This window comes from Rhizobium sp. K33, assembly GCF_056501445.1.
In genome coordinates, this window is record NZ_CP096478.1 from 3,381,288 (window position 1) to 3,403,129 (window position 21,842).

Genomic DNA, 21,842 nt, shown 5'->3' on the forward strand with positions numbered 1-21,842 from the left:
AGGACCGCACATGAGCACCTCAGCAGCAACAGGCGCCACGTCCACGCTCGGCTATTTCCGCTGGGCCTTCATCGTCACCGCGATCGGCCTCGTTATGGGTGCCGCCCTCGGATGGCAGATGAGCGGCACCATCGCCGGCATGGCGACCATCTTCTTCATCTGCTGGGTCCTGGCCGTGCTCGAAATCTCGCTTTCCTTCGACAACGCGATCGTCAATGCCAACAAGCTGAAGGACATGACGCCGGTCTGGCAGCGGCGCTTCCTTACCTGGGGCATCATCATCGCCGTCTTCGGCATGCGCATCATCTTCCCGCTTTTGATCGTTGTGATCGCGGCGCAGATCGGCCCCATCGAAGCGGTCATTCTCGCAGCCCGCGAACCGGCCGAATATGCCCGCATCATGAACGAGGCCCATCTCCCGATCGCGGCCTTCGGCGGCACCTTCCTGATGATGGTCGGCCTCACCTACTTCTTCAATCAGGAGAAAGACGTCCACTGGATCGAATGGCTTGAAAAGCACATGGCGCGCTCGGCCTCCATCAAGGGCATCGAGATCGCCGTCGTGCTGCTGCTCATCCTGCTGTTCTCCAACCTTCTCGAGGGCGAGGAAGCCACCACCTTCGTCTATTCGGCGATCTACGGCCTTGTGACGTTCCTCGCCGTCGAAGTGCTGGGCGGGCTGCTCGACGCATCCCAGAAGGCCATGAGCGAGGCGGCGAAGGGTGGTCTTGGCGCCTTTATCTATCTGGAAGTGCTGGACGCCAGTTTCTCCTTCGACGGCGTCATCGGCGCCTTCGCACTGACGCAGAACCTGTTCATCATCGCCATCGGCCTTGGCATAGGCGCCATGTATGTGCGCTCGATGACCATCATGCTGGTCGAAAAGGGCACGTTGGCGGAATACCGCTATCTGGAGCACGGCGCCTTCTACGCGATCCTGATCCTGTCGGTGATCATGTATGTCCAGACGCTGGTGCATATCCCGGAAGTCATCACCGGCCTCGGTGGCGCAGCGCTGATCGGTATCTCCCTCTGGTCCTCGATCAAATACAATCGGGAAGAACGCGAAGCGGAAGAACGTCTCGCCCACGAAAGCGTGGCCGAGAATATCTGAGCGTATCATATCAGCATCAGACGAAACAGAAGGCCGGTGTGTGCGCACCGGCCTTCTTCTTTGAAGGTATCTCAATCGGGGCCGACATCCGCCCCTTGCGAGCCGACATCCGGCAAGGAACCCGTGCCCGGCGTTTTCATCGGATCCTGCAGCTCCTCCTTGTCGTGCGGGCCGGCCGCAGGCATGTCCTCGGCCTTGGTCTTGTCCTCATCCGGCTCCGGCTTGCCGGCATTTTCGATCTTCTCGCTCATGGCTATCTCCGTTTTCGGGACAGGAGAAACATGCAGTGATCCTTTCAGGTTCCGGCGCCACAGCATCAGTTTCTCGGGAACCGCAGAAAGCCGCTGACGTTCGGTAGGCATGACCAATGGAGGAGGCTCATATGACCGCAGATAAAACCGCAGAACCGCACCGTTTGCAGCCGGATCCGCCCGAGGGTGACCGGCGGACGATCGAGCGCGAACTGGCAAAGCAGGACGACCCCGACGAAGAACCAATCGAACAGGGTGTCGACCTCGATCCGAAGCGACGGATCGATTGAAGGGAGCATCATCATGAACAGCAAACTGCCACCCGTTCCGGAGGAAAACCGCAGCCACAAGGGGACCGGCGAGACCGGATCGATGAAGAAGGGCGAGGAGCAGCATTTCTCGCCGGAAAAGAACCCCGACAAGCTGGGCCAGCAGGGCAACAGCAAGGTCAATACGACCCATCAGGGATATCAGCAGGACCGATAGGAGCAGACCATGTCGACATCGACGAAAAGCCCATCGACTATCCGCCAGGGCGGCCCGGGCGCATCGCACGAGAATGCCAAGGCGCCTCTGGAAGTAGAAAAGCCCGCGCCGAAATCGGATCGCAAACACCATAGCGATGTCTCGGGCGGTGGTGGCGAGCGGGATACGCACCATACCCACGACCCTAAGCGGAAGTAGAAGATGAACACCGCGAACCCTCAACTGGAAGGTCTCTACCTGGCCATCTCCGCACTTGTCCGTCGCATGATCGAGAAAGGCATTCTGAACGCCGAGGATCTCCATCAGGCGATGTCAGAGGCAAGGCAGGCCGCCGAACAGGATCTTGAGACCTCCTCTTTGTCGGAGGCCAATCGCAAAGCGGTTCTCTTCCCGATCGATTTTCTCGACAAGGCGGATGGTGATGTGGAGAGCTTCCGCAGCCTGGTACGCCGCATCGCTGCAGGAAACTGAGCCGTTCAACTTTGCGAGAGAGCATTCTTGTGCGCCATCCTAGGTCTCCTACATCTGCGCCGAGATAGGAGAACCGAAGAATGACCAACGCCGCGCCGCAAGTTGATCCCGCCCTGGAAGGCGGCGTGGCGTCCAGACGGCTGGCGCGCCTTCGAGCCCAAGCGCTGGAAGCGGGCTCGGTTACCCTCGACGGATTGATGTCTGCCATGGGCCGCAGCAGCATCGCTTTCGCCATCCTCATTCTCTCGCTGCCTGCGCTGACCCCGATCCCCGGCCCCTTCGGCATGGTCTTCGGAACCTGTCTGGCCATCGTTTCCCTTCAGATCATTGCTGGCTTCCGTCGCATCTGGCTGCCATCCTTTCTCGGCCGACGCCAGGTTTCAGGCGGCACGATCGACCTGATGGTCCGCTACACCGCACCTCTCGTGGCCCGCGTAGAAACTCTCCTGCGAAAGAACCGCATGCGTCGGTTCGCGGGACCGAGGGCACAGGCATTCCTCGGCATCCCCGTGCTACTGCTCGCCATTGCCGTGGCACTCCCCATTCCGTTCGGCAACATGCTCCCCGTCGCGGCTCTAGTGATGATCGCCCTCGGTTTGATGGAACGGGACGGGCTCGTCACTGTTCTCGGCGTGGCCATGGGTGTCTTCGCGCTCGGCGCAACGGGCGGCCTTGTCTATGCCGCAGCCTGGGGTATCGGCACACTTGCCGGCAGCTGAAAAATTTTCCGCGTCTGATGGAATAAGCCTGCCACCGGCTCCGTATACTGGGGCATGACGACGAACTCGAACCCGTTCAATGTGATTGGCCAGCTCGCAGCATTGCGACGCTATGCCCGTTCGCTCGCCAGAAACCCCGATGAGGCCGAAGATCTCGTTCACGACGCGCTGGTACGCGCGCTCGAGCGCAGGTCGAGCTTCAGGAGCGGCGGCAGCATTCGCAACTGGCTGATGTCGATCCTGCACAATACCCATATCGACCGGCTTCGCCGCGACCGGGCTGTCCATCGCCGTCACGATGCTGTGGCCGATCTGGCCGATGCCGTGGCTCCAGCTGGACAGGAGCATTCCGTCCGGCTCGCCCAGGTGCGGGACGCGTTTCTCGCTCTGCCGGAAGACCAGCGCGAAGCCCTTCATCTCGTGGCCATCGAGGAGCTCTCCTACCAGGAGGCCGCCGATGTCCTTAACATTCCCGTGGGCACATTGATGTCTCGCGTTTCCCGCGCCCGCGCCCGGCTGAGGGCGATGGAAGGCGGCGAGGAGACGAGCGCCGTGCCCCACCTCAGAATCGTTGGAGGAAACCCCGATGACCAGCCATGATCCTGTGATCGAGGCCGACCTGCACGCCTATGTCGACGACCAGCTGGATGTCGGCCGCCGTATCGAGGTCGAGGCTTACCTGTCGGAAAACCCCACGGTCGCCGCCAAAGTCATGGCTGACCTCCGGGTCCGCGACGAGTTGCGGCTGGCTCTAGCCGGCATGCCGTCGGTCGTGCGCCAGGAAACGCGCGATGCGGCACGTGCCCTTGAAAGCGCCTTCAACCGTCCCCGCACCATCGATGTGATGCGGCGCGCGGCAGCGGTTGTGCTTCTCGTCGGTGCCGGCTGGATTGCCCATGGCTGGATTTCTCCCGGCAGCATCGGCGAAGTCGTGGCCTCCGTGCCGCCACCACAGTTCGTTGAGGAAGCCATTCGCGCGCATCAGACGGCCGAACTGCGCGAGCAGATGAGCTCGCAGACGGTGACGAACAACTTCGATCCGGCAGAGATCCGATCTGCCACGGCAATCGTGCTGCCCACGATGCCGAGCGAATGGGCGGTTCGTGACGCCCAGGTTTTCCCCTCGACCTATGGTCCGAGCGTCGAGCTCGAGGTCGAACCGCAATCCGGCGAGAGGCTGTCCCTCTTCGCCGTCCGGCCTGGCAATTTTGCCGTTCAGCAGGTGCTGCTGAAGCAGGAGGGCCGGACCAACGCAGCCTATTGGCAGATCGGCGAGGTTGCCTACGCGCTGATCTCCGAAACCGAAAACGCGGACAAGCTGGCCGAAGAGGCCCGCAGGCTTGCCCGCACCCTTTATTGATCCATCCAAGGAGGTAATCGACTATGGATCCCATTCAGAACCGCTTCGGCTACGGCGCCCAGGCCCAGTCCGCGGCTCTCTTCGACGAAGGTCTGCGCAAGCACATGCTGCGCGTCTACAACTACATGGGCCTCGGACTGGTCATCACCGGCATCGTTGCCTTCGTGGTAAGCCAGACGCCGGCGCTCTATGTGCCGATCTTCTCCACGCCGCTGAAGTGGGTCGTCATGCTGGCGCCGCTCGCCTTCGTCTTCTTCTTCTCGTTCCGCATCCACGCGATGTCGGCTGCCACCGCGCAGATGGCCTTCTGGGCTTTTGCTGCCGTGATGGGTCTGTCGCTGGCCTCGGTCTTCCTGGTCTTCACCGGAACCTCAATCGCGCGCACCTTCTTCATCACCGCAACCATGTTCGGCGCCATGAGCCTTTATGGTTACACGACCAAGCGTGACCTGTCGCAGTTCGGCTCGTTCCTGATGATGGGTCTGATCGGTGTCGTCATCGCCTCGATCGTCAACATCTTCCTAGGCTCGAGCGCCCTTCAGTTCGCGATCTCGGTCATCGGCGTCTTCGTCTTTGTCGGTCTGACCGCATGGGATACGCAGAACATCAAGGAACAGTATGCCGAAAACTACGACCAGGAGAGCCAGCAAAAGCTCGCCGTCTTCGGCGCCCTCTCGCTCTACCTGAACTTCGTCAACCTGTTCCAGCTGCTGCTGAGCCTGACGGGCCAGCGCGAAGAATAAGAGAAAAAAGCGTCGGGAGAACGCTGAAACAGGAAACGCCCGGGTTTTGCCCGGGCGTTTTCACGAGATGAGAATGAGATCCAGCTTAGACGATCCCGCCGGAACCGCCCTTTACCGCCGGACGCTCGGCCGCAACCCGGGCCCGGTAGCCGCTCGCACGATAGGTCGCGACCGGATCGATCGCACCACCGGCCCGCCGACGCGCCTCCGCCAGGATCGGCTCGACATCGGCGCGATAGGCTCGCTTCAGTGTTTCCGTCGCCATCAGCGCGTCATTGCCCTCCTGATAGCCTTCGAGCGCTGCGCGATCCACCAGAAGCGCCTGCGCATAGGCTCTACGGATCTCGTTGGCGCTTGCAATCAGGCTTTCGATCGGGTCGGTCACATTGTGGCTTTGGTCGATCATATGCGCCGGATGGAAACCCTTCACACCGCGATGCTCGGCATCAACGAGTTCGTTGAAGACGAGGAAGAGGCGGTAGGGTTCGACCGATCCTGCATCCAGATCGTCGTCGCCATACTTCGAGTCGTTGAAGTGGAAACCACCGAGCTTGCCGAACTGGATGAGCCGCGCGACGATCATCTCGATATTGGTGTTCGGCGCATGATGTCCGAGATCGACGAGGCAGAAGGCCTTGTCGCCGAGCGTCTGTGCGATCAGGTAATTCGTGCCCCAGTCCTGCACGACCGTCGAATAGAAGGCCGGCTCGTACATCTTGTGTTCGGAGAACAGCCGCCAGTCATCCGGCAGCGCCTGGTAGATGTCGCGCATCGCATCAAGGTAACGCTCGAACTGGCGGGTGAAATTGCTTTGCCCCGGGAAGTTGGAGCCATCGCCGATCCACACCGTCAGGGCCTTGGAGCCCAGGGTGCGGCCGATCTCGATGCATTCCAGGTTATGCTCGACCGCCTGACGACGGGTCCCGGCGTCCACATGGCTGAGCGAACCGAACTTGTAGGAATGCGCCTGATCGGCACCATCCGAAAACGTGTTCGAGTTCATCGCATCGAAGCCGAGCCCGAGCGCATCGGCCTTGGCCTTGAGCTCCGTCGGATCCGACTTATCCCAGGGGATATGCAGCGAGACTGTCGGCGTCGCGCGGGTCAATTGCTGGATGACGCCGCAGTCATCAAGCTTGTCGAAGATATGCCGCGGCTCGCCAAGTCCGGGGAAACGAGCAAAGCGCGTGCCACCCGTGCCGACACCCCAGGAGGGAACGGCGACGAAGAAGTCGGCGACCTTCGCGGTCAACTTGTCGATGTCGATCGAGCTGCGGGCCAGTTTTTCACCCAGCGCCTGATAGTCGCTGCGATGGGCGGCTTCACGCTTGTCATTCTCCGCCGCGACGATTTCGGCGGCAATTCGCATCTCGGTCATTCTTTCCTCCACCTCGCGCGAACGATTGTTACCGAAGCGCGTTTATCTGCAATCTGAAACAACAAACGGAGCCACTATGGACGTCCTTCGCATTCTGCTTGCCATCCTCCTGCCGCCGCTGGGCGTCTTCCTCCAGGTCGGCATCGGCCTGCATTTCTGGCTGAACATCCTGCTGACCCTGTTCGGCTATATCCCCGGCATCATCCACGCGATCTGGGTCATCATCCGCAAGTAAGCGGTCCGCGGCATTCGCGCCGCGAGCGCCTCGGGGGATCAGCGCGTAAAGCTCTGCGCGTTGCCGGCATCGACATTGATGATGTTGCCGGTCGATTTCGCCGAAAGGTCAGAGGCGAGGAAATAGATCGCCTCTGCAATGTCTTCCGGAAAGACATTAAGCTTCAGCATCGAGCGCTTGCGGTAGTGCTCCTCAAGATCATCCACCTCGATCTTCGACGACGCCGCGCGCTGCTCGCGCCACTCGCCATTCCAGATCTTCGAGCCACGCAGCACCGCATCCGGATTGACCGTGTTCACCCGGATGCCGGCATCTGCGCCTTCGAGTGCCAGGCAGCGGGCGAGATGGATCTCGGCGGCCTTGGCCGTGCAATAGGCGGACGCGTTCGGCGACGAGGCGAGCCCGTTCTTCGAAGCAACGAAGACGACGTTGCCGCCGAGCCCCTGCCGCCGGAACAGCCGGAAAGCCTCGCGGGAAACCAGGAAATAGCCGGTTGCCAGGATGCTGATATTCTTGTCCCACATGGCAAGCGTCGTGTCTTCGACCGGAGCCGACGAGGCAATCCCGGCATTCGACACGAGGATATCGACGCCACCGAATTCCACGCAGGCTTCGGCGAAGGAACGAATAACCGCATCCTCGCGCGTCACATCGAGCTGCACGGAGCGGACCACATCCGCACCATGGCGCTTCGAGAAATCGGCGACGGTCTGTTCGAGCGCTGCCGCATCGATATCGGCGAGCACCACGCAAGCCCCTTCCGCCATCAGCCGGTCGGCGGTCGCCCGGCCAATGCCGCCGGCGCCGCCGGTGACGAAGGCAACGCGGCCGGCCAGGCTCTTCGGCTTCGGCATGCGCTGCAGCTTTGCCTCTTCGAGCAGCCAGTATTCGATATCGAAGGCTTCCTGCTCCGGCAGCCCCTGATATTCGGAAACCGTCGAGGCGCCGCGCATCACGTTGATTGCATTGACGTAGAACTCTCCGGCGATGCGGGCGGTTGCCTTGTCCTTGGCAAAGGACAGCATGCCAACGCCGGGAACCAGGAAGATCACCGGGTTCGGATCGCGGATCGCAGGCGAATTGTCGTGTTTGCAGGTCTCGTAGTAGCGGGTGTAGTCGGCGCGATAAGCTTCGAGCGCCTTGTCCAGACCGGCAAGAACCGCATCGACATCCGGCTTTACGGGATCGAAATCAACGATCAGCGGCCGGATCTTGGTGCGCAGGAAATGGTCGGGGCAAGAGGTGCCGAGGCTGCCCAGCGGCTGCAGGTTCTTCGAGTTGACGAATTCAAGCACGGCATCCTGATCGTCAAAATGGCCGAGCTTGCGCTCTGCCTTGCCGATGCGGCCGCGGATCTCGGGCATCAAGCGCGCGGCAATCGCACGGCGCTCCTCCGCCGGCAGGCTCGTTGCGACGGCACCGCCGAAGATCGTCTTGCCCTCGGTCTCCTTCGCAAACCACGCGATCGCCTTGTTGATGATCTCGAGCGTCAGCAGGTAGCAGTCCTTCGCGTCGTTTGCCCAGGTGAACAGGCCATGGCTTTCAAGCACGACGCCCTTGGCGGTCGGATTGGCCTTCACGAAGGCTTCGAGGTCGAGGCCGAGCTGGAAACCGGGACGGCGCCAGGGCAGCCAGCCGATCTCGGAGCCGAAGATCTTCTCAGTCAATTCCTTCGAATTCTTCGAGGCCGCGATCGCGATAATCGCGTCCGGATGCATGTGATCGACATGCGTAAACGGCACGAAACCATGCAGCGGCGTATCGATCGAGGCCGCGCGCGGATTGAGGTTGAAAGTGCAATGCGGCAGGAAGCCGACCATGCGGTCTTCGTCATGCACGCCCTTGTAGATGCCCTTCAGCGCGTCGAGCTTCTCCTGATAGAGCGTCGCAAAGCCATCAAGCTTGATCGTCCCGACGTCGCCACCAGAGCCTTTGACCCAGAGCACCTTGACCTTCTCACCGGTCAGCGGGTCGATCTCCATCACCTTGGCAGACGTGTTGCCGCCACCGTAATTGGTGATGCGCTTGTCAGCGCCCAAGAGATTGGAGCGGTAAAGAAGCTTGCCGGGCTCATCCAGCTTGGCCGCGTGGGCGTCATCCCAACGGTTTTCGAGAAGGCGGGTTTGGCCCGTCATGACATCCTCCCTGCAATGATTTTCATGAGCGGTCAGCGACGGCTCATCTCCTTCTTGTTCGCAGATATCGCGCAGCCGTCCCGCGATTGTCAATCAGTTTCGATCATTTCTTTTCATTGTGCGCTGCAATATTATTATTTTTGATCGTTTCTGATTGACAGCGTAAAAACATTACGAATAAATCACCGTCAGGAGGACCCCATGCACGAACGCGAACGCCATCGCATTATTCTGAGCGCCATCCAGGAAAAGCCTGTGATCACGGTGCAGGATATCGCCGAGCTGACCGAGGCTTCAGAAGCCACGATCCGCCGCGATATCGCGTCTCTTCACGTGCAGGGAAAGCTGAGGCGCGTCCGCGGTGGCGCAGAAGCCGTTCACCCGCCGCAGCTCGGCAATCTCGCCGCCCGCCCCTTCCGCGTTTCTGAATCGGTCAACATCGACAAGAAACGCGCAATTGCGCGCGCAGCCGTCGATCTCTGCGAAGAAGGCGATTCGATCATCATCAATGGCGGCACCACCACCTTCCAGATGGTGCATTTCATGTCGGCCCGCCGCCTGCAGGTCATGACCAATTCCTTCGCGATCGCGGAACACCTGGTGAAGCACTCGAAATGCACGGTCTCGGTTCCCGGCGGCGCGATCTATCGCGACCAGAGCTTGATCTTGTCGCCTTTCGACAATGACGCGATCCGCAATTTCTACGCCCGTCGCATCTTCATCGGCGCGCAGGGCATCAATGCGCTCGGCGTGATGGAGTCCGACGCGCTCGTCATTCAGAGCGAGCAGAAGCTTGTGCGCCAGGCCGAAGAGCTGATCGTCATGGTCGACTCCAGCAAGTTCGCCAAGCGCTCCAGCCTGATCCTGTGCGCGCTCGACAAGGTGTCGACGATCATCACCGATGACGGAATTACCGACGAGGCGGCCGCCATGGTCACCGACGCCGGCGTGAAGCTCATAACCGTGAAGCCGATGGCTTCGTCGGCAAGGGAGGATACCTCATCGGTCGCCTAGAGGAGGCGCCGGGAGGGAGAGGGAAGCAGTTCATCAACCTGGGAGGAAAACATGAAACTGACGAAAATGTTGCTGGCCGGTGCAGCCATTGCACTCGCAACCATGGGCTCGGCCGCACAGGCCGCCGACATGAAGATCGCGCTCGTCGTCAAGTCGCTCGGCATCGGCTTTTTTGAAGCTGCCAACAAGGGCGCGCAGGAAGCCGCCAAGGAGCTCGGCGGTGTCGAAGTGATCTACACCGGCCCGACCTCGACCACGGCCGAAGGGCAGATCGAAGTCATCAACTCGCTGATCGCCCAGGGCGTCGATGCCATCGCAATCTCCGCAAACGATCCCGACGCGGTCGTCCCGGCTCTCAAGAAGGCCATGGATCGCGGCATCAAGGTCATCTCGTGGGATTCCGGCGTAGCGCCCGAAGGCCGCATTATGCACCTCAACCCGTCGTCCAACGCGCTGATCGGCAAGATGTGCCTGCAGCTCGCCGCCAACCATCTGCCGGATGGCAAGGGTGACTTCGCCATCCTGTCCGCCACCACCACCTCGACCAACCAGAACATCTGGATCGAGGAAATGAAGGCACAGCTGAAGGACTTCCCCGGCCTGAACCTCGTGACCACCGTTTATGGTGACGACCTGGCCGACAAGAGCTACCGCGAAGCCAATGGTCTCCTGACCTCGCAGCCGAACGTCAAGGTCATCGTTGCCCCTACTACCGTCGGCGTTCTGGCCGCCTCGCAGGCCGTCAAGGATGCCGGCAAGATCGGCGACGTCTATGTCACCGGCCTCGGCCTTCCCTCGGAAATGGCCGGCGCCATCCAGTCGGGTGCCACGAAGGAATTCGCCATCTGGAACCCGATTGACCTCGGCTACTCCGCCACCCAGATTGCCTATCGCATCGTGAAGGGCGAGACCGACGCAGCTCCGGGTTCGGAAATCGAAGCCGGTCGCATGGGCAAGATCAAGGTCGGCGACAACGGCGAAGCCGCCATGGCTGACCCCTTCGTCTACGACGCCTCGAACATCGAGGAATTCTCCAAGATCTTCTGATCTCGGCGGACCAGCCCCGGCGGCCAAAGCCGCCGGGATTTTCCTTCAGTCGGTAAGTGAAATGATGACCGTTCAATCTGCCAAGCTCGCGGCGGGCGCGATCCCGGCTGGCGAGCCCATTCTCGAAATGCGGGGCATTTCCCAGATCTTCCCGGGCGTCAAAGCTCTGGATCAGGTGAATATCGCTCTTTATCCGGGCAAGGTGACCGCGCTGATCGGCGAGAACGGCGCCGGCAAGTCGACGCTCGTCAAGATCCTGACCGGCATCTATCGCCCGAACGAAGGCGAGATCCTGATCGACGGCAAGCCGACCAGCTTCGCCAACGCCCAGGACGCTATCGATGCAGGCGTCACGGCCATCCACCAGGAGACCGTGCTGTTCGACGAACTGACCGTCGGCGAGAACATCTTCCTTGGCCACGCACCGCGAACCCGCTTCGGCCTGATTGACTGGCGCACGATCAACGAGCGGTCCAGGCAATTGATGAAAGCGCTGGAAAGCGACATCGACCCGACCACCAAGCTCAAGGACTTCTCGATCGCCCAGCGCCATCTGGTCGCGATCGCCCGCGCACTCTCCGTCGATGCCCGCATCGTTATCATGGACGAACCGACGGCCGCCTTGTCGCGCAAGGAGATCGACGATCTCTTCCGCATCGTCGAGGGCCTGAAGCGCCAGGGCAAGGCAATCCTTTTCATCAGCCACAAGTTCGATGAACTCTACGAGATCGCCGACAACTATGCCGTCTTCCGGGATGGCCGCATGGTCGGCTCCGGCGTTCTCAAGGACACGCCGCAGGACGAGATCGTGCGTCAGATGGTCGGCCGCGACGTGCACGACGTCTTTCCAAAGACCGAGGCCGTGATCGGCGCGCCGGTTCTCAGTGTCATGGGCTACAGCCACGAAACCGAATTCCGCGATATCAGCTTCACCCTGCGCAAGGGCGAGATCCTCGGCGTATACGGCCTGATCGGCGCCGGTCGCTCCGAACTCTGCCAGTCGATCTTCGGCATCAACAGGCCGAAATCCGGCAGGCTGGAGCTCGAAGGCCGCGAAATCGCCATTCGCAACACCTCCGATGCGATCACAGCCGGCATTGTCTATGTGCCCGAGGAACGGGGTCGCCATGGTCTGGCGCTGGAACTGCCGATCTACCAGAACATGTCGCTGCCCTCGCTGATCCGCACCTCGGTTGCAGGCTTCCTGAAGGCGACCAACGAACTGAAGCTCGCGCGGCGCTTTGCCGAGCGGCTCGACCTGCGCGCGGCGGCTCTCTCGGTGCCCGTCGGCACGCTCTCGGGCGGCAACCAGCAAAAGGTCGTGATCGGCAAGTGGCTCGCCACCTCGCCCAAGGTCATCATTCTCGACGAACCGACAAAAGGCATCGACATCGGCTCCAAGGCCGCCGTCCACGCCTTCATCTCGGAACTCGCAAGCGAAGGCTTGTCGATCATCATGATCTCGTCCGAACTGCCCGAAATCCTCGGCATGTCGGATCGCGTCATGGTGATGCGCGAAGGCCTGCAGGCCGGCATTTTCGAGCGCGAAGGCCTGACCGCTGAGACGCTGGTGCGCGCCGCCACCGGCAATGCGTGAGGAATGACAATGCAGAAGCTCTTGAAAAACCGGGAAATGCTGCTGGGTCTGATCATCATCGGCATGATCCTCGGCTTCACCACCCGCGCACCCAATTTCGCCACGCCTGAAAACCTGGCTAAGATCTTCAACGACACCTCGATCCTGGTCATCCTGGCACTCGGCCAGATGGTCGTGATCCTCACCAAGTCGATCGACCTCTCGGTTGCCGCCAATCTCGCCTTTACCGGCATGGCCGTGGCCATGCTCGACAGCGCCTATCCGGGCCTGCCGCTGGCGCTCCTGGTTCTCATCGCGATCGGCATTGGTGCCGCCCTCGGTGCCATCAACGGCTTCCTCGTCTGGGCCCTGCAGATCCCGCCGATCGTCGTCACGCTCGGCACGCTGACCATCTATCGCGGCATGAGCTTCGTGCTCTCCGGCGGCGCATGGGTCAATGCACACCAGATGCAGCCGGACTTTCTCGGCGTACCGCGCCTGCCGGTGCTGGGGCTGCCGATCCTCTCCTGGGTCGCAATCGCGGTGATCCTGCTCATCGGCTTCATTCTCGCCCGCACCGCCTTCGGCCGCTCGACCTATGCTGCCGGCGGCAATCCGGTCGCGGCCATCTATGCCGGCATTGATGTCGGTCGCGCCCGTTTCCTGGCCTTCGTGCTCTCGGGCGCGCTTGCCGGCCTCTCCGGTTACCTCTGGGTCTCGCGTTATGCGGTCGCCTATGTCGATATCGCCGCAGGCTTCGAGCTCGACAGCGTCGCGGCCTGCGTCATCGGCGGCATCTCGATTGCAGGTGGCATCGGCACCGTCATCGGTACGGTTTTGGGCGCCCTCTTCCTCGGTGTCATCAAGAACGCGCTCCCCGTCATCGGCATCTCGCCCTTCGCCCAGATGGCGATCTCGGGCATCGTCATCGTGCTCGCCGTTGTCTTCAACGCCCGCGCCGAGGCCAAGAAGGGCCGCATCATCTTGCGCGACCGCGCAGCCGGAAAGGAGGTGACCGCATGAGCACTGCGACCGAACAGACGAAACGCGTCATCCCTGACCGGCTCGAAACGCCTTTCCGCCGACTGCTGGGCAGCTGGGAAGTCCTCCTCTTCTGCGTGGCGGTCGCGATCTTCATCGCCAATTCACTGGCCTCGCCCTACTTCCTGAACGCCTGGAACCTGTCGGACGCCACCTTCAACTTCACCGAAAAGGCGCTGATCGCCTTTGCCATGGCGCTGCTGATCATCGCCGGAGAGATCGATCTCTCCGTTGCCGCGATCATCGCGCTCGCATCGACGGCCATGGGCTATGCCGCACAGCTGGGCGTCGGTGCGCCCGGTCTGGTCGCGATCGGGATCACCACCGGCCTTGCCTGCGGTGCCTTCAACGGCCTGCTCGTCGCCGGCCTGAAGCTGCCCTCGATCGTCGTGACGATCGGCACCACGAGCCTATTCCGCGGCATCTCCTATCTGGTTCTCGGCGACCAGGCATTCGGCAAATACCCGCCCGAATTCGCCTTCTTCGGCCAGGGTTATGTCTTCTGGGTCATCTCCTTCGAATTCGTTCTCTTCCTGGTGATGGCCGTCATTTTCGCCATCCTCCTGCACCGGACAAATTTCGGCCGCCATGTCTATGTCATCGGCAACAATCCGCATGCCGCACGGTTTTCCGGGATTCCGGTCGAGCGGGTCAAATTCATCCTTTTCCTGCTGACCGGCCTGATGAGCGGTATCGCCGCCGTCTGCCTCACCTCCCGCCTCGGCTCGACCCGCCCGTCGATCGCTCAAGGCTGGGAACTCGAAGTCGTCACCATGGTCGTGCTCGGCGGCGTCTCTATCCTCGGCGGATCCGGCACCATCGTCGGCGTGGTCATCGCCGCCTTCGTCATGGGCCTCGTCACCTTCGGTCTTGGCCTGCTCAACGTGCCGGGCATCGTCATGTCGATCTTCATCGGCCTGCTCTTGATCATCACCATTGCCCTGCCGATCATCGCTCGCCGGATCAAGCATGCGAGGAACGCATAATGAGCGAGACCGAACGCCACGTCTTCAAGATGAAGCTTAATCCCGGTATGGAGGCGGAATACAGGAAGCGCCATGACGAGATATGGCCGGATCTCGTCGACCTCCTGCATGATGCCGGCATCAGCGACTACACGATCCATCTCGATCCGGAAACGAACCTTCTGATCGGCGTCCTTACGCGCACGAAGACGCACAAGATGGCCGACCTGCCCTCGCACCCGGTGATGAAGCGCTGGTGGGCGCATATGGCGGATATCATGGCCACCAACCCCGACAACTCCCCCTGGGCGGTGGATCTGAAACCCGTCTTCCACATGCCATGAGCCAGTCCTTCGAACGCATCGCTGTCATCGATATCGGCAAGACCAATGCCAAAGTGGTCCTGGTCGATGGGCGCACGGGGGCCGAGCTTGCCGTCCGCAAAACGGCAAACACGGTCCTGCCGGGACCGCCTTATCCGCATTTCGATATCGAGGCTCTCTGGAGTTTCATCCTGAAGACGCTGAAGGATTTTGCGGCTAATCCGGGCTTCGAAGCTCTGTCGATCACCACCCACGGCGCCTCCGCAGCCCTCCTGGACCAGGACGGCGAGCTTGCGCTGCCGGTCCTCGACTACGAACATTCCTACCGCGACGCCATCGCGACCGCCTATCGAGCGTTGAGGCCGAGTTTCTCCGAAACCTTCTCTCCACCGCTGACCGGCGGGCTGAATGTCGGCGCGCAGTTGCACTACCAGAAGACGGCCTTTCCAGACGAATTCACGAAAGTGCAGACGATCCTCACTTATCCGCAATACTGGGCCTACCGGCTAACCGGAATTGCCGCCAACGAGCGCACCTCTCTCGGCTGTCACACCGATCTCTGGCGTCCGTTTGAGGGAGAATATTCCGATCTGGTTGACCGGCTGGAAATTCGCGACAAGATGGCGCCGCTGCGCTCCGCCTTCGAGGCCCTCGGCCCGATCCGACCTGAGATCGCAAAAGACTTGGGGCTCGCCGAACCGGTGCCCGTCTTTTGCGGCATCCACGATTCCAATGCCTCGCTGCTGCCGCATCTCGTCGGCTTCGGCAGCCCCTGCACGGTCGTTTCCACCGGCACCTGGGTGATCAGCTTCGGCGTAGGTGCGAAGCCGGAGGAGCTCGATCCCGCCCGCGACACCTTGGTCAACGTGGACGCCAATGGCGCAGCCGTTCCCTCCGCCCGTTTCATGGGGGGCCGTGAATGGGATCTTCTGACGCGAGACCTCGAGGCGACCTCCTATGACGAAGAGCGCAACGCAGCGGCTGAGGTGATCATGGCAGGCGCCATGATCCTGCCGAGCGTCGTGAGTGGCACCGGACCGTTCCCGGACGCACAGTTCCGATGGCAGAATGAGCCACAAAAACCCGCAGAGCGAAAAGCCGCAGCAAGCCTCTACACCGCCTTGATGACGCAGACCTGTCTCGATCTCATTGGCGCGGAAGGACCCGTTGTCGTCGAGGGTCCCTTTGCGCTCAACCAGCTCTACCTCGAGGCTCTGCACACCCTTTCGAGAAGGGTCGTATACGGATCGGAAGCAACGACAGGCACCGCCATCGGTGCGGCGCTGCTGACCGGAATCGGTCTCGAAGTCCCGATGACCCGGATCGATGGGCAAATTGAAGGCCTGGCAGCCTATGCCGAGCAATGGCGGGAAAGCGAGGAAAAGCGATGGACCTCGCGCAAAGGCTGAAAGCCATAGTCTCGGCCGCCGTTGGGCGAGGAAATCTGTTCAGAGAGCCACAACCAGAAACGCGAGAAAGCCGATTGAGAGCGTGGCCGTTGCCATTGCGATCCGCTGCCTGCACATCTCAGCCGAACGCCAGCACCGGGGCTCTCCGAAAATCTTGGCAATCGCATGTGACATGGCAGTCTCCTACGAAACGGGACCAGTCATTGGTCCGGCTGACAATGACACATTTTCGTCATAATCAGCCGGCCGTCAATAATCACGACTAGATTGGTATTCTAAAGATAGCCGCGATCGAAAAATGCCTCACTCCGCAGGAAGATGTCCCCGCACGTCTGATCCATCGGCCATTTGCTCCGCCCTTCACTCCTCTCTGAATGCCCTCATGATTTGGTCTGTGAATGGTTTTGCAAGGAACGAGATGACGGTTCGTTCTTCGGTTTCGATATAGACTTCGACGGGCATGCCGGGGGTGAGTTTGGCAGCGAGGTCGCCGAGGTCCTGGGGGGTGAACTCGACGCTGGTTTTCGTAGAAGGGCAGATTGGTTGCCTTGTCGATCACGGTTGCGGCGGGGATGACGTCGACGGCGCCGACGATTTCGGGGGTGGTCTGGCGGTTGAAGGCGGTGAAGCGCATGCGGGCGGTCTGGCCGACGGTGATGCGGTCGATGTCGGTGGGGGCGACCTTCACATGCACGGTGAGCTCGCTGTCTGCAGGCACGATCGCCATGATCACCTGGCCGGGTGCGACGACGCCGCCGACGGTATGGGCCTGAAGGTCGTAGATCGTTCCGCTTTCCGGTGCTTTGACGATGGTCCGCTCGAGCCGGTGGGAGAGCTGCAGCGCCCGCTGTTCCAGCTCCGTCAGCCGTGCCTCGACCGAGACGATCTCCTTTTGCAGCTCCGTACGGCTCGTCTGGTCGACCGACATCAGGCGCACATTGAGCTCGCTGATCTGGCCTTCGGCCTCGGCGACACGGGCGAGCAGGTCGCCGATCGTGCCTTCGATGCGCACCATCTGTCGGCGAAGCCCCCGCAGTTCGGCCGCCTTGGCAAGCCCCTTCTGCACCAGCCCCTCCTGCATGGCCAGTTCCTCGGCGAGCAGCTCGTTCTCCGCAAGGTTCGCCTTTTCCTGTTCGCGCAGACCGTCGATCTGGTTGCGCAGCTGCGAGATCTGCATCTCGATCTGCTGCTTCTGGTTCGCCCGCATGAAGCGGTTCTCGTCGAAGAGCTTGGCTTCCTCGCGCATCACCTCAGGAGCAAGCGCCAGCCCCTCGAAGGAGAGCACATCAAGACCGTCGCGTTCGGCCACCAGGCGAGCCATCATCGCCTTCAGCTGCCCGACCTGCGATTGCACGATGCCGAGTTCGATCCCGACCTGGGTGTCATCGAGGCGCAGCACCACATCGCCCTTCTGGACGACCGAGCCGACCTTGACCGGGATGTCGACAATCGTACCCCCATCGACATGCTGGACCTGCTTGGTCTCTCCGGTCACCACCAGCTCGCCCTGCGAGATCACGGCGCCGGCAAGCTTGGCCTGGGCCGCCCATCCGCCGATCCCGGCCGCCAGCAGCAAAGCAAGCCCGGTTGCGGCAAACATGCGGGTCTTCAGCCCCTTGCCGGAAAGCGAGACCTTCGTGTCGGTGTTGTCGAATCGCTGTGTCATGTCATGTCCCCCTTACGCAAGTTACAGAGTGAGCCTTTGAACTAGGCAACGAGCCCTTCGGTCTGGCCGGGCAGGTGGAAGGTCGTCAGGATCAGGTCGTCCTCATCGAGAGCATGCGCGCTGACGATGATGATCTCATAGTCCTGATCACCGTCGATATCGGTCACCAGCTGCAGCACCTGATGTCCGGCATCGTCGTCGTCGATCATCTTCTTGTAGAGTTTGACGAGCGTCTTGTGGTCGTGCTGGTCGAGGTCGAGCGTGGTGTCGCCATCGTCGAAGTAGAGCCGGCCGAGTTCCTGCTCGAGCTTCGACAGATCGACCTTGTCGCCGACATTAAAGTCACGGATCTGGTCGAAGCCGGCGCCGTGATTGCTGATCGAGGCGACCGAGCCGAAGACGAAGGTGTCATGGCCGCCCTGGCCATAGAGAATGTTGACGGCCGAACTGGCGGTGATCGTGTCGTCTCCCGCACCGCCCACGGCATGCTCGATCGAGCTCAGCGTGTCACAGCCGATCTCCTCGCCCTCGGCCGTCCCGGCTGCCAGATCGATGTCCACGGCCATCGTCGCGGCCGATGCATCATAGGTATCCTCGCCGTCCCCGCCATGAACGACATCGTCGCCATCGCTCGCGCCCGCATCGCTTGTGCCCGCATCGCCCGCGCTCACATCACTCGCGCCGGGCGCACCGGCTTCGGCCAGTCCGCGCCTGTGCAGAACCGGCTGGAGCCCGGCGACATAGACGTCGTCGCCGTCACTGCCAGTAACCACATCATCACCCGCGCCGCCGGCGAGCGTATCATGGCCGGCACCGCCATCCAGCACGTCATTGCCGGCATCGCCCGAGAGCACGTCATGGCCGGCTTCGCCGAACAACCGGTCATCGCCAGCGCCGCCGGAGAGCACGTCATTGCCCTCGCCGCCCAGCAGGCTGTCGCGCCCGGCCTCGCCGAACAGCAGGTCGTCGCCGGCCTCGCCGAACAGCACGTCATCGCCGTCGCCGCCGAAGATCCGGTCGTGGCCGGCACCGCCATGAATGACATCGCGGCCTTCGCCGCCGATCAGGAGGTCATCGCCCGAACCGCCGAGGATCAGGTCGTCCCCTTCGCGTCCATAGACCGTGTCGTCGCCGGCCCCCGCATCGATCAGGTCCTTGCCCGGCGTGCCGAGAAGCACATCGTCCTCCTCGGTCCCGATGATCTCCTTGTCGGGGTGGGCCTTGAGATCGAGGAAGGCCTGGCCCTGGATCGAGGCCTTGCCGTCGCTGATGGTGAAGGTCAGGGTCACCAGACCCTGGCTGTCGCGTTCGGGAACATAGATCCAGGCATCGCTGCCATAGGCGCGGATCTGACCCGAGGTCGCCTGGATGGCGGAGATCGACAGGCGATCGCCGTCGGGGTCGATGGCCGCACGGGCAAAGTCGGCCCACATCAGGAGCATCGACAGATTGACGAGACCCGCACCGAGATAGACCGGGCCACGCGACAGCGGCGCACGATTGGCCGGAGGCGTGTTGCCGCCCGGTGTGCCGCCCCCAGGCTGCTGGCTGCCGCCACCGGTGGAGCCCTCTCCACCGCCCTCGCCCGCACTGCCGGCGCCGCCACCACCACCGCCCTTGCCGGAAGACATCCCGACCTCCACGCCCGGCAGGGCAAAGCCGCCGAACTTGGGCTTTACGACGCTCGGGATGGCAAAGCGGAAGCCGTTGGCGGCCACATCGATGGACACGCCCTGGAAGGGCCGGTCCGCATAGCTACCCTCCATCAGGTAGTCCTGGGCGTTGAAGCGGATCGAGGAATAGTGCCGGCGGGCCGGCTGGATCTGCTCCACGGTCTCTTCGTAACGCCGCTGGATCTCCTGCCAGAACGCTGCGATATCGATCCCGCTTTCGGGCAGGTCTTCATCGGCCGGAGCAAGTCCGTCCTCGAGCGGGCGGACCGGCCGGTCTTCCGGCTCTACGGCATTGGGGGCCGGATTGACGATATCGCGCAGCCGCCCGAGATAGGCGCCGAGCCCCATCGCCAGCACGGCGAAGATGCCGGGTGACAACAGCGTTCTCTCAGCCTCGTCGCTGAGGGCGAACTTGCACGCCGGCGCCTTGGCCAGAACGGCATCGCCATGACCCAGTTTGAGTGTCTCGTCCTGATCGGGGGCAAAGGTGCTCATGGCTCTTACTCCGCAGCAATCGGCATGACGCGGGTCGGCCGCAGGGGTTTCTTCTCGGACGTATTGGCCGGCACCTTGATGATGTCTTCCTTCGGACCGAAGGAGACGAGCTTGCCGCCCTGGACGACGCCGACCATGTCGACCGCCTGGAGCACGCTTGGACGATGGGCCACGATGACGACGATGCCGCCGCGTTCGCGCACCTTGACGATTGCCTTCATCAACGCCTCTTCGCCCTCGGCATCGAGGTTCGAATTGGGCTCGTCGAGCACCACCAGGAAGGGATCGCCGTAAAGCGCCCGTGCCAGCGCGATGCGCTGCTTCTGCCCGGCCGAGAGCGACTGGCCATTCGCGCCGATCTGGGTCTGGTAGCCGTTTGGCAGACGCACGATCAGATCATGGATACCGGCAGCGCGTGCGGCGCGGAAGATCATCTTGGCATCGGCATCGGGATCGAAGCGGGCGATGTTGTCGGCCACCGTTCCGTCGAGAAGCGCCACCTCCTGCGGCAGGTAACCGATATGCTCGGTGAAGAAGCGCGTCGGCCACTGCTTCAGATCCGCCCCGTCGACACGCACCGAACCGCGCAGCAGCGGCCAGATGCCGAGCAGCGAGCGGGCAAGCGTCGTCTTGCCACCGCCCGACGGACCGATCAGCGCCAGCGCCTGGCCGGCCGTCAGCTGGAACGAGACATCGCTCAACAGAACGGTGCCCGTCGTCGGCGCAACCGTCGTCATGCCCTCCACGGCCAGGCCTTCGCTGGGGGCTGGAAGTTCGAACTGGGTTGCCGGCCGGTCGAGCACCGCCAGCGTGTCCTTGATCCGCGACCAAGAGCGTCTCGCCGAGATCACGCCCTTCCACTGGGCGATCGCCTGGTCGACCGGGGCGAGCGCCCGGCCCGTGACGATCGAGGAGGCGATGATCGCACCCGCCGACATCTCGCCCTTTATGGTGAGATAGGCACCGAGCCCCAGCGTCGCCGACTGCAGCATCATGCGCAGCACCTTCGAGATCCCGGCAAAGGTGCCGGAGATGTCGGATGTCGCCGTCTGGGTATCGAGGTGACGGCGATTGGCGCTTTCGAAGCGGTCGACCGCGCGCTCGGTCATGCCCATGGAATAGAGGATGTCGCCGTTGCGCACATGGTTGTCCGAGACATTGTTGCGCTGGATGGCAGCCCGCGTCATCTCCTTGGCATGGCGCCGCGACAGAAGCTCCGCCGCGATCGTAAGACAGGCGAGGAAGGCAGCACCCCCAAGCGTCAGCATGCCGAGCACCGGATGCAGCATCCAGACGAAGACGAGATAGACGGGGATCCAGGGCAGGTCGAAGAGGGCAACCGGCCCCGCACCCGACAGGAACGAGCGCACCGTGTCGACATCGCGGCCGCGTTCGGCAGCTTCCGCCGAGGAATAGCCGAAGCGCGGCATATCGATCACCACCCGATGAACGAGCGGCGCGATCTGCCGGTCGACATTCGAGCCGAAGCGCACCAGCATCTGGGACCGGAGGATGTCGAACAGGCCCTGGAACAGGTAGAGCCCGACGGCGATCACCGACAGCCAGACCAGGGTCGGAATGCTGCCGCTGGTCAGTGCCCGGTCATAGATCTGCAGCATGTAGAAGGCGCCGGTCAGCGCCAGGATGTTGATGATGCCCGACAGGCCGAAGACGAAGCCCGTCACCAGGCCGACGCCGGACAGTTTGTAGTTTGACTGCTTGCTCATGGCTTCCCCCACTC

The 21,842-nt window shown here is 62.1% G+C and carries 23 protein-coding genes; 17 read left to right on the plus strand and 6 right to left on the minus strand.

Annotated features, from left to right (window positions below; translation table 11 throughout):
* The first annotated feature begins 10 nt into the window (after positions 1 to 10).
* The gene (locus M1E12_RS16425; protein ID WP_479562582.1) at positions 11 to 1,114 is read left to right on the plus strand and encodes a DUF475 domain-containing protein; all 1,104 of its coding nucleotides are present in this window, start codon (positions 11 to 13) and stop codon (positions 1,112 to 1,114) included.
* Positions 1,115 to 1,185: 71 nt separating this feature from the next.
* Here the strand turns inward: M1E12_RS16425 and M1E12_RS16430 are convergent, their stop codons facing one another.
* Positions 1,186 to 1,365 carry a hypothetical protein gene (locus tag M1E12_RS16430; RefSeq protein ID WP_113460975.1) on the minus strand — a complete coding sequence of 60 codons (180 nt, stop codon included), beginning with the start codon at positions 1,363 to 1,365 and terminating at the stop codon, positions 1,186 to 1,188.
* Between the two features lie 131 nt (positions 1,366 to 1,496).
* On the opposite strand from M1E12_RS16430, the gene M1E12_RS16435 reads away from it, so the two are divergent.
* From M1E12_RS16435 to M1E12_RS16470, 8 genes are all read left to right on the plus strand, one after another.
* A complete protein-coding gene (locus tag M1E12_RS16435; protein ID WP_479562583.1) occupies positions 1,497 to 1,655 on the plus strand; it encodes a hypothetical protein in 159 nt (52 codons plus the stop codon).
* A gap of 13 nt (positions 1,656 to 1,668) precedes the next feature.
* Positions 1,669 to 1,851, plus strand: a complete 183-nt coding sequence (locus M1E12_RS16440) for a hypothetical protein (RefSeq protein ID WP_136541922.1) — start codon at positions 1,669 to 1,671, stop codon at positions 1,849 to 1,851.
* A 9-nt stretch (positions 1,852 to 1,860) separates the two neighbouring features.
* On the plus strand, positions 1,861 to 2,049 hold the full coding sequence (locus tag M1E12_RS16445; protein WP_310243198.1) for a hypothetical protein: 189 nt from the start codon (positions 1,861 to 1,863) through the stop codon (positions 2,047 to 2,049).
* 3 nt (positions 2,050 to 2,052) lie between these two features.
* Complete coding sequence (locus M1E12_RS16450) at positions 2,053 to 2,322, plus strand: hypothetical protein (RefSeq protein ID WP_479562584.1); 270 nt, start codon at positions 2,053 to 2,055, stop codon at positions 2,320 to 2,322.
* A gap of 80 nt (positions 2,323 to 2,402) precedes the next feature.
* Positions 2,403 to 3,041 (plus strand): exopolysaccharide biosynthesis protein, encoded by a 639-nt coding sequence (locus M1E12_RS16455; RefSeq protein ID WP_479562585.1) that lies wholly within the window; start codon positions 2,403 to 2,405, stop codon positions 3,039 to 3,041.
* 54 nt (positions 3,042 to 3,095) lie between these two features.
* Positions 3,096 to 3,641 (plus strand): sigma-70 family RNA polymerase sigma factor, encoded by a 546-nt coding sequence (locus tag M1E12_RS16460; RefSeq protein WP_479562586.1) that lies wholly within the window; start codon positions 3,096 to 3,098, stop codon positions 3,639 to 3,641.
* Positions 3,628 to 4,401, plus strand: coding sequence for an anti-sigma factor family protein (locus tag M1E12_RS16465; protein WP_479562587.1), 774 nt, complete (start codon positions 3,628 to 3,630; stop codon positions 4,399 to 4,401). The genes M1E12_RS16460 and M1E12_RS16465 overlap by 14 nt, the downstream gene beginning before the upstream one ends.
* A gap of 23 nt (positions 4,402 to 4,424) precedes the next feature.
* Complete coding sequence (locus M1E12_RS16470; RefSeq protein WP_479562588.1) at positions 4,425 to 5,144, plus strand: Bax inhibitor-1/YccA family protein; 720 nt, start codon at positions 4,425 to 4,427, stop codon at positions 5,142 to 5,144.
* Between the two features lie 85 nt (positions 5,145 to 5,229).
* On the opposite strand, the gene rhaI is transcribed toward M1E12_RS16470, so the two are convergent.
* Entirely contained in the window at positions 5,230 to 6,522 is a 1,293-nt protein-coding gene (rhaI, locus tag M1E12_RS16475; RefSeq protein ID WP_479562589.1) for an L-rhamnose catabolism isomerase, read from the minus strand.
* Positions 6,523 to 6,598: 76 nt separating this feature from the next.
* On the opposite strand from rhaI, the gene M1E12_RS16480 reads away from it, so the two are divergent.
* Positions 6,599 to 6,757, plus strand: a complete 159-nt coding sequence (locus M1E12_RS16480; RefSeq protein ID WP_006728180.1) for a YqaE/Pmp3 family membrane protein — start codon at positions 6,599 to 6,601, stop codon at positions 6,755 to 6,757.
* A gap of 38 nt (positions 6,758 to 6,795) precedes the next feature.
* Here the strand turns inward: M1E12_RS16480 and M1E12_RS16485 are convergent, their stop codons facing one another.
* On the minus strand, positions 6,796 to 8,892 hold the full coding sequence (locus tag M1E12_RS16485) for a bifunctional rhamnulose-1-phosphate aldolase/short-chain dehydrogenase (protein WP_479562590.1): 2,097 nt from the start codon (positions 8,890 to 8,892) through the stop codon (positions 6,796 to 6,798).
* 201 nt (positions 8,893 to 9,093) lie between these two features.
* Here M1E12_RS16485 and M1E12_RS16490 point away from each other — a divergent pair, with 201 nt between their 5' ends.
* The 7 genes from M1E12_RS16490 to M1E12_RS16520 all read left to right on the plus strand — a co-directional run bounded on the left by M1E12_RS16490 (position 9,094) and on the right by M1E12_RS16520 (position 16,267).
* A complete protein-coding gene (locus M1E12_RS16490; RefSeq protein ID WP_479562591.1) occupies positions 9,094 to 9,906 on the plus strand; it encodes a DeoR/GlpR family DNA-binding transcription regulator in 813 nt (270 codons plus the stop codon).
* Positions 9,907 to 9,957: 51 nt separating this feature from the next.
* Entirely contained in the window at positions 9,958 to 10,953 is a 996-nt protein-coding gene (gene rhaS / locus M1E12_RS16495) for a rhamnose ABC transporter substrate-binding protein (RefSeq protein WP_479562592.1), read from the plus strand.
* A gap of 61 nt (positions 10,954 to 11,014) precedes the next feature.
* Positions 11,015 to 12,550, plus strand: a complete 1,536-nt coding sequence (locus M1E12_RS16500) for a sugar ABC transporter ATP-binding protein (RefSeq protein WP_479562593.1) — start codon at positions 11,015 to 11,017, stop codon at positions 12,548 to 12,550.
* A 9-nt stretch (positions 12,551 to 12,559) separates the two neighbouring features.
* On the plus strand, positions 12,560 to 13,552 hold the full coding sequence (locus M1E12_RS16505) for an ABC transporter permease (RefSeq protein WP_479562594.1): 993 nt from the start codon (positions 12,560 to 12,562) through the stop codon (positions 13,550 to 13,552).
* Positions 13,549 to 14,556, plus strand: a complete 1,008-nt coding sequence (locus M1E12_RS16510) for an ABC transporter permease (RefSeq protein ID WP_479562595.1) — start codon at positions 13,549 to 13,551, stop codon at positions 14,554 to 14,556. Before M1E12_RS16505 ends, M1E12_RS16510 begins: the two co-directional genes overlap by 4 nt.
* Positions 14,556 to 14,879, plus strand: coding sequence for an L-rhamnose mutarotase (gene rhaM / locus M1E12_RS16515; protein ID WP_298464076.1), 324 nt, complete (start codon positions 14,556 to 14,558; stop codon positions 14,877 to 14,879). Before M1E12_RS16510 ends, rhaM begins: the two co-directional genes overlap by 1 nt.
* Positions 14,876 to 16,267, plus strand: a complete 1,392-nt coding sequence (locus M1E12_RS16520) for an FGGY-family carbohydrate kinase (RefSeq protein ID WP_479562596.1) — start codon at positions 14,876 to 14,878, stop codon at positions 16,265 to 16,267. Before rhaM ends, M1E12_RS16520 begins: the two co-directional genes overlap by 4 nt.
* 262 nt (positions 16,268 to 16,529) lie before the next feature.
* Here M1E12_RS16520 and M1E12_RS16525 read toward each other — a convergent pair whose 3' ends face one another.
* From M1E12_RS16525 to M1E12_RS16535, 3 genes are read right to left on the minus strand one after another with little or no spacing between them, the layout of a single operon-like run.
* Positions 16,530 to 17,933 (minus strand): HlyD family type I secretion periplasmic adaptor subunit, encoded by a 1,404-nt coding sequence (locus M1E12_RS16525; protein ID WP_479562597.1) that lies wholly within the window; start codon positions 17,931 to 17,933, stop codon positions 16,530 to 16,532.
* 41 nt (positions 17,934 to 17,974) lie between these two features.
* Positions 17,975 to 20,101, minus strand: a complete 2,127-nt coding sequence (locus M1E12_RS16530; protein WP_479562598.1) for a cadherin-like domain-containing protein — start codon at positions 20,099 to 20,101, stop codon at positions 17,975 to 17,977.
* A 5-nt stretch (positions 20,102 to 20,106) separates the two neighbouring features.
* Positions 20,107 to 21,828: a type I secretion system permease/ATPase gene (locus M1E12_RS16535; protein ID WP_479562599.1), complete on the minus strand. Its 1,722-nt coding sequence runs from the start codon at positions 21,826 to 21,828 to the stop codon at positions 20,107 to 20,109.
* Between the last annotated feature and the right edge of the window lie 14 nt (positions 21,829 to 21,842).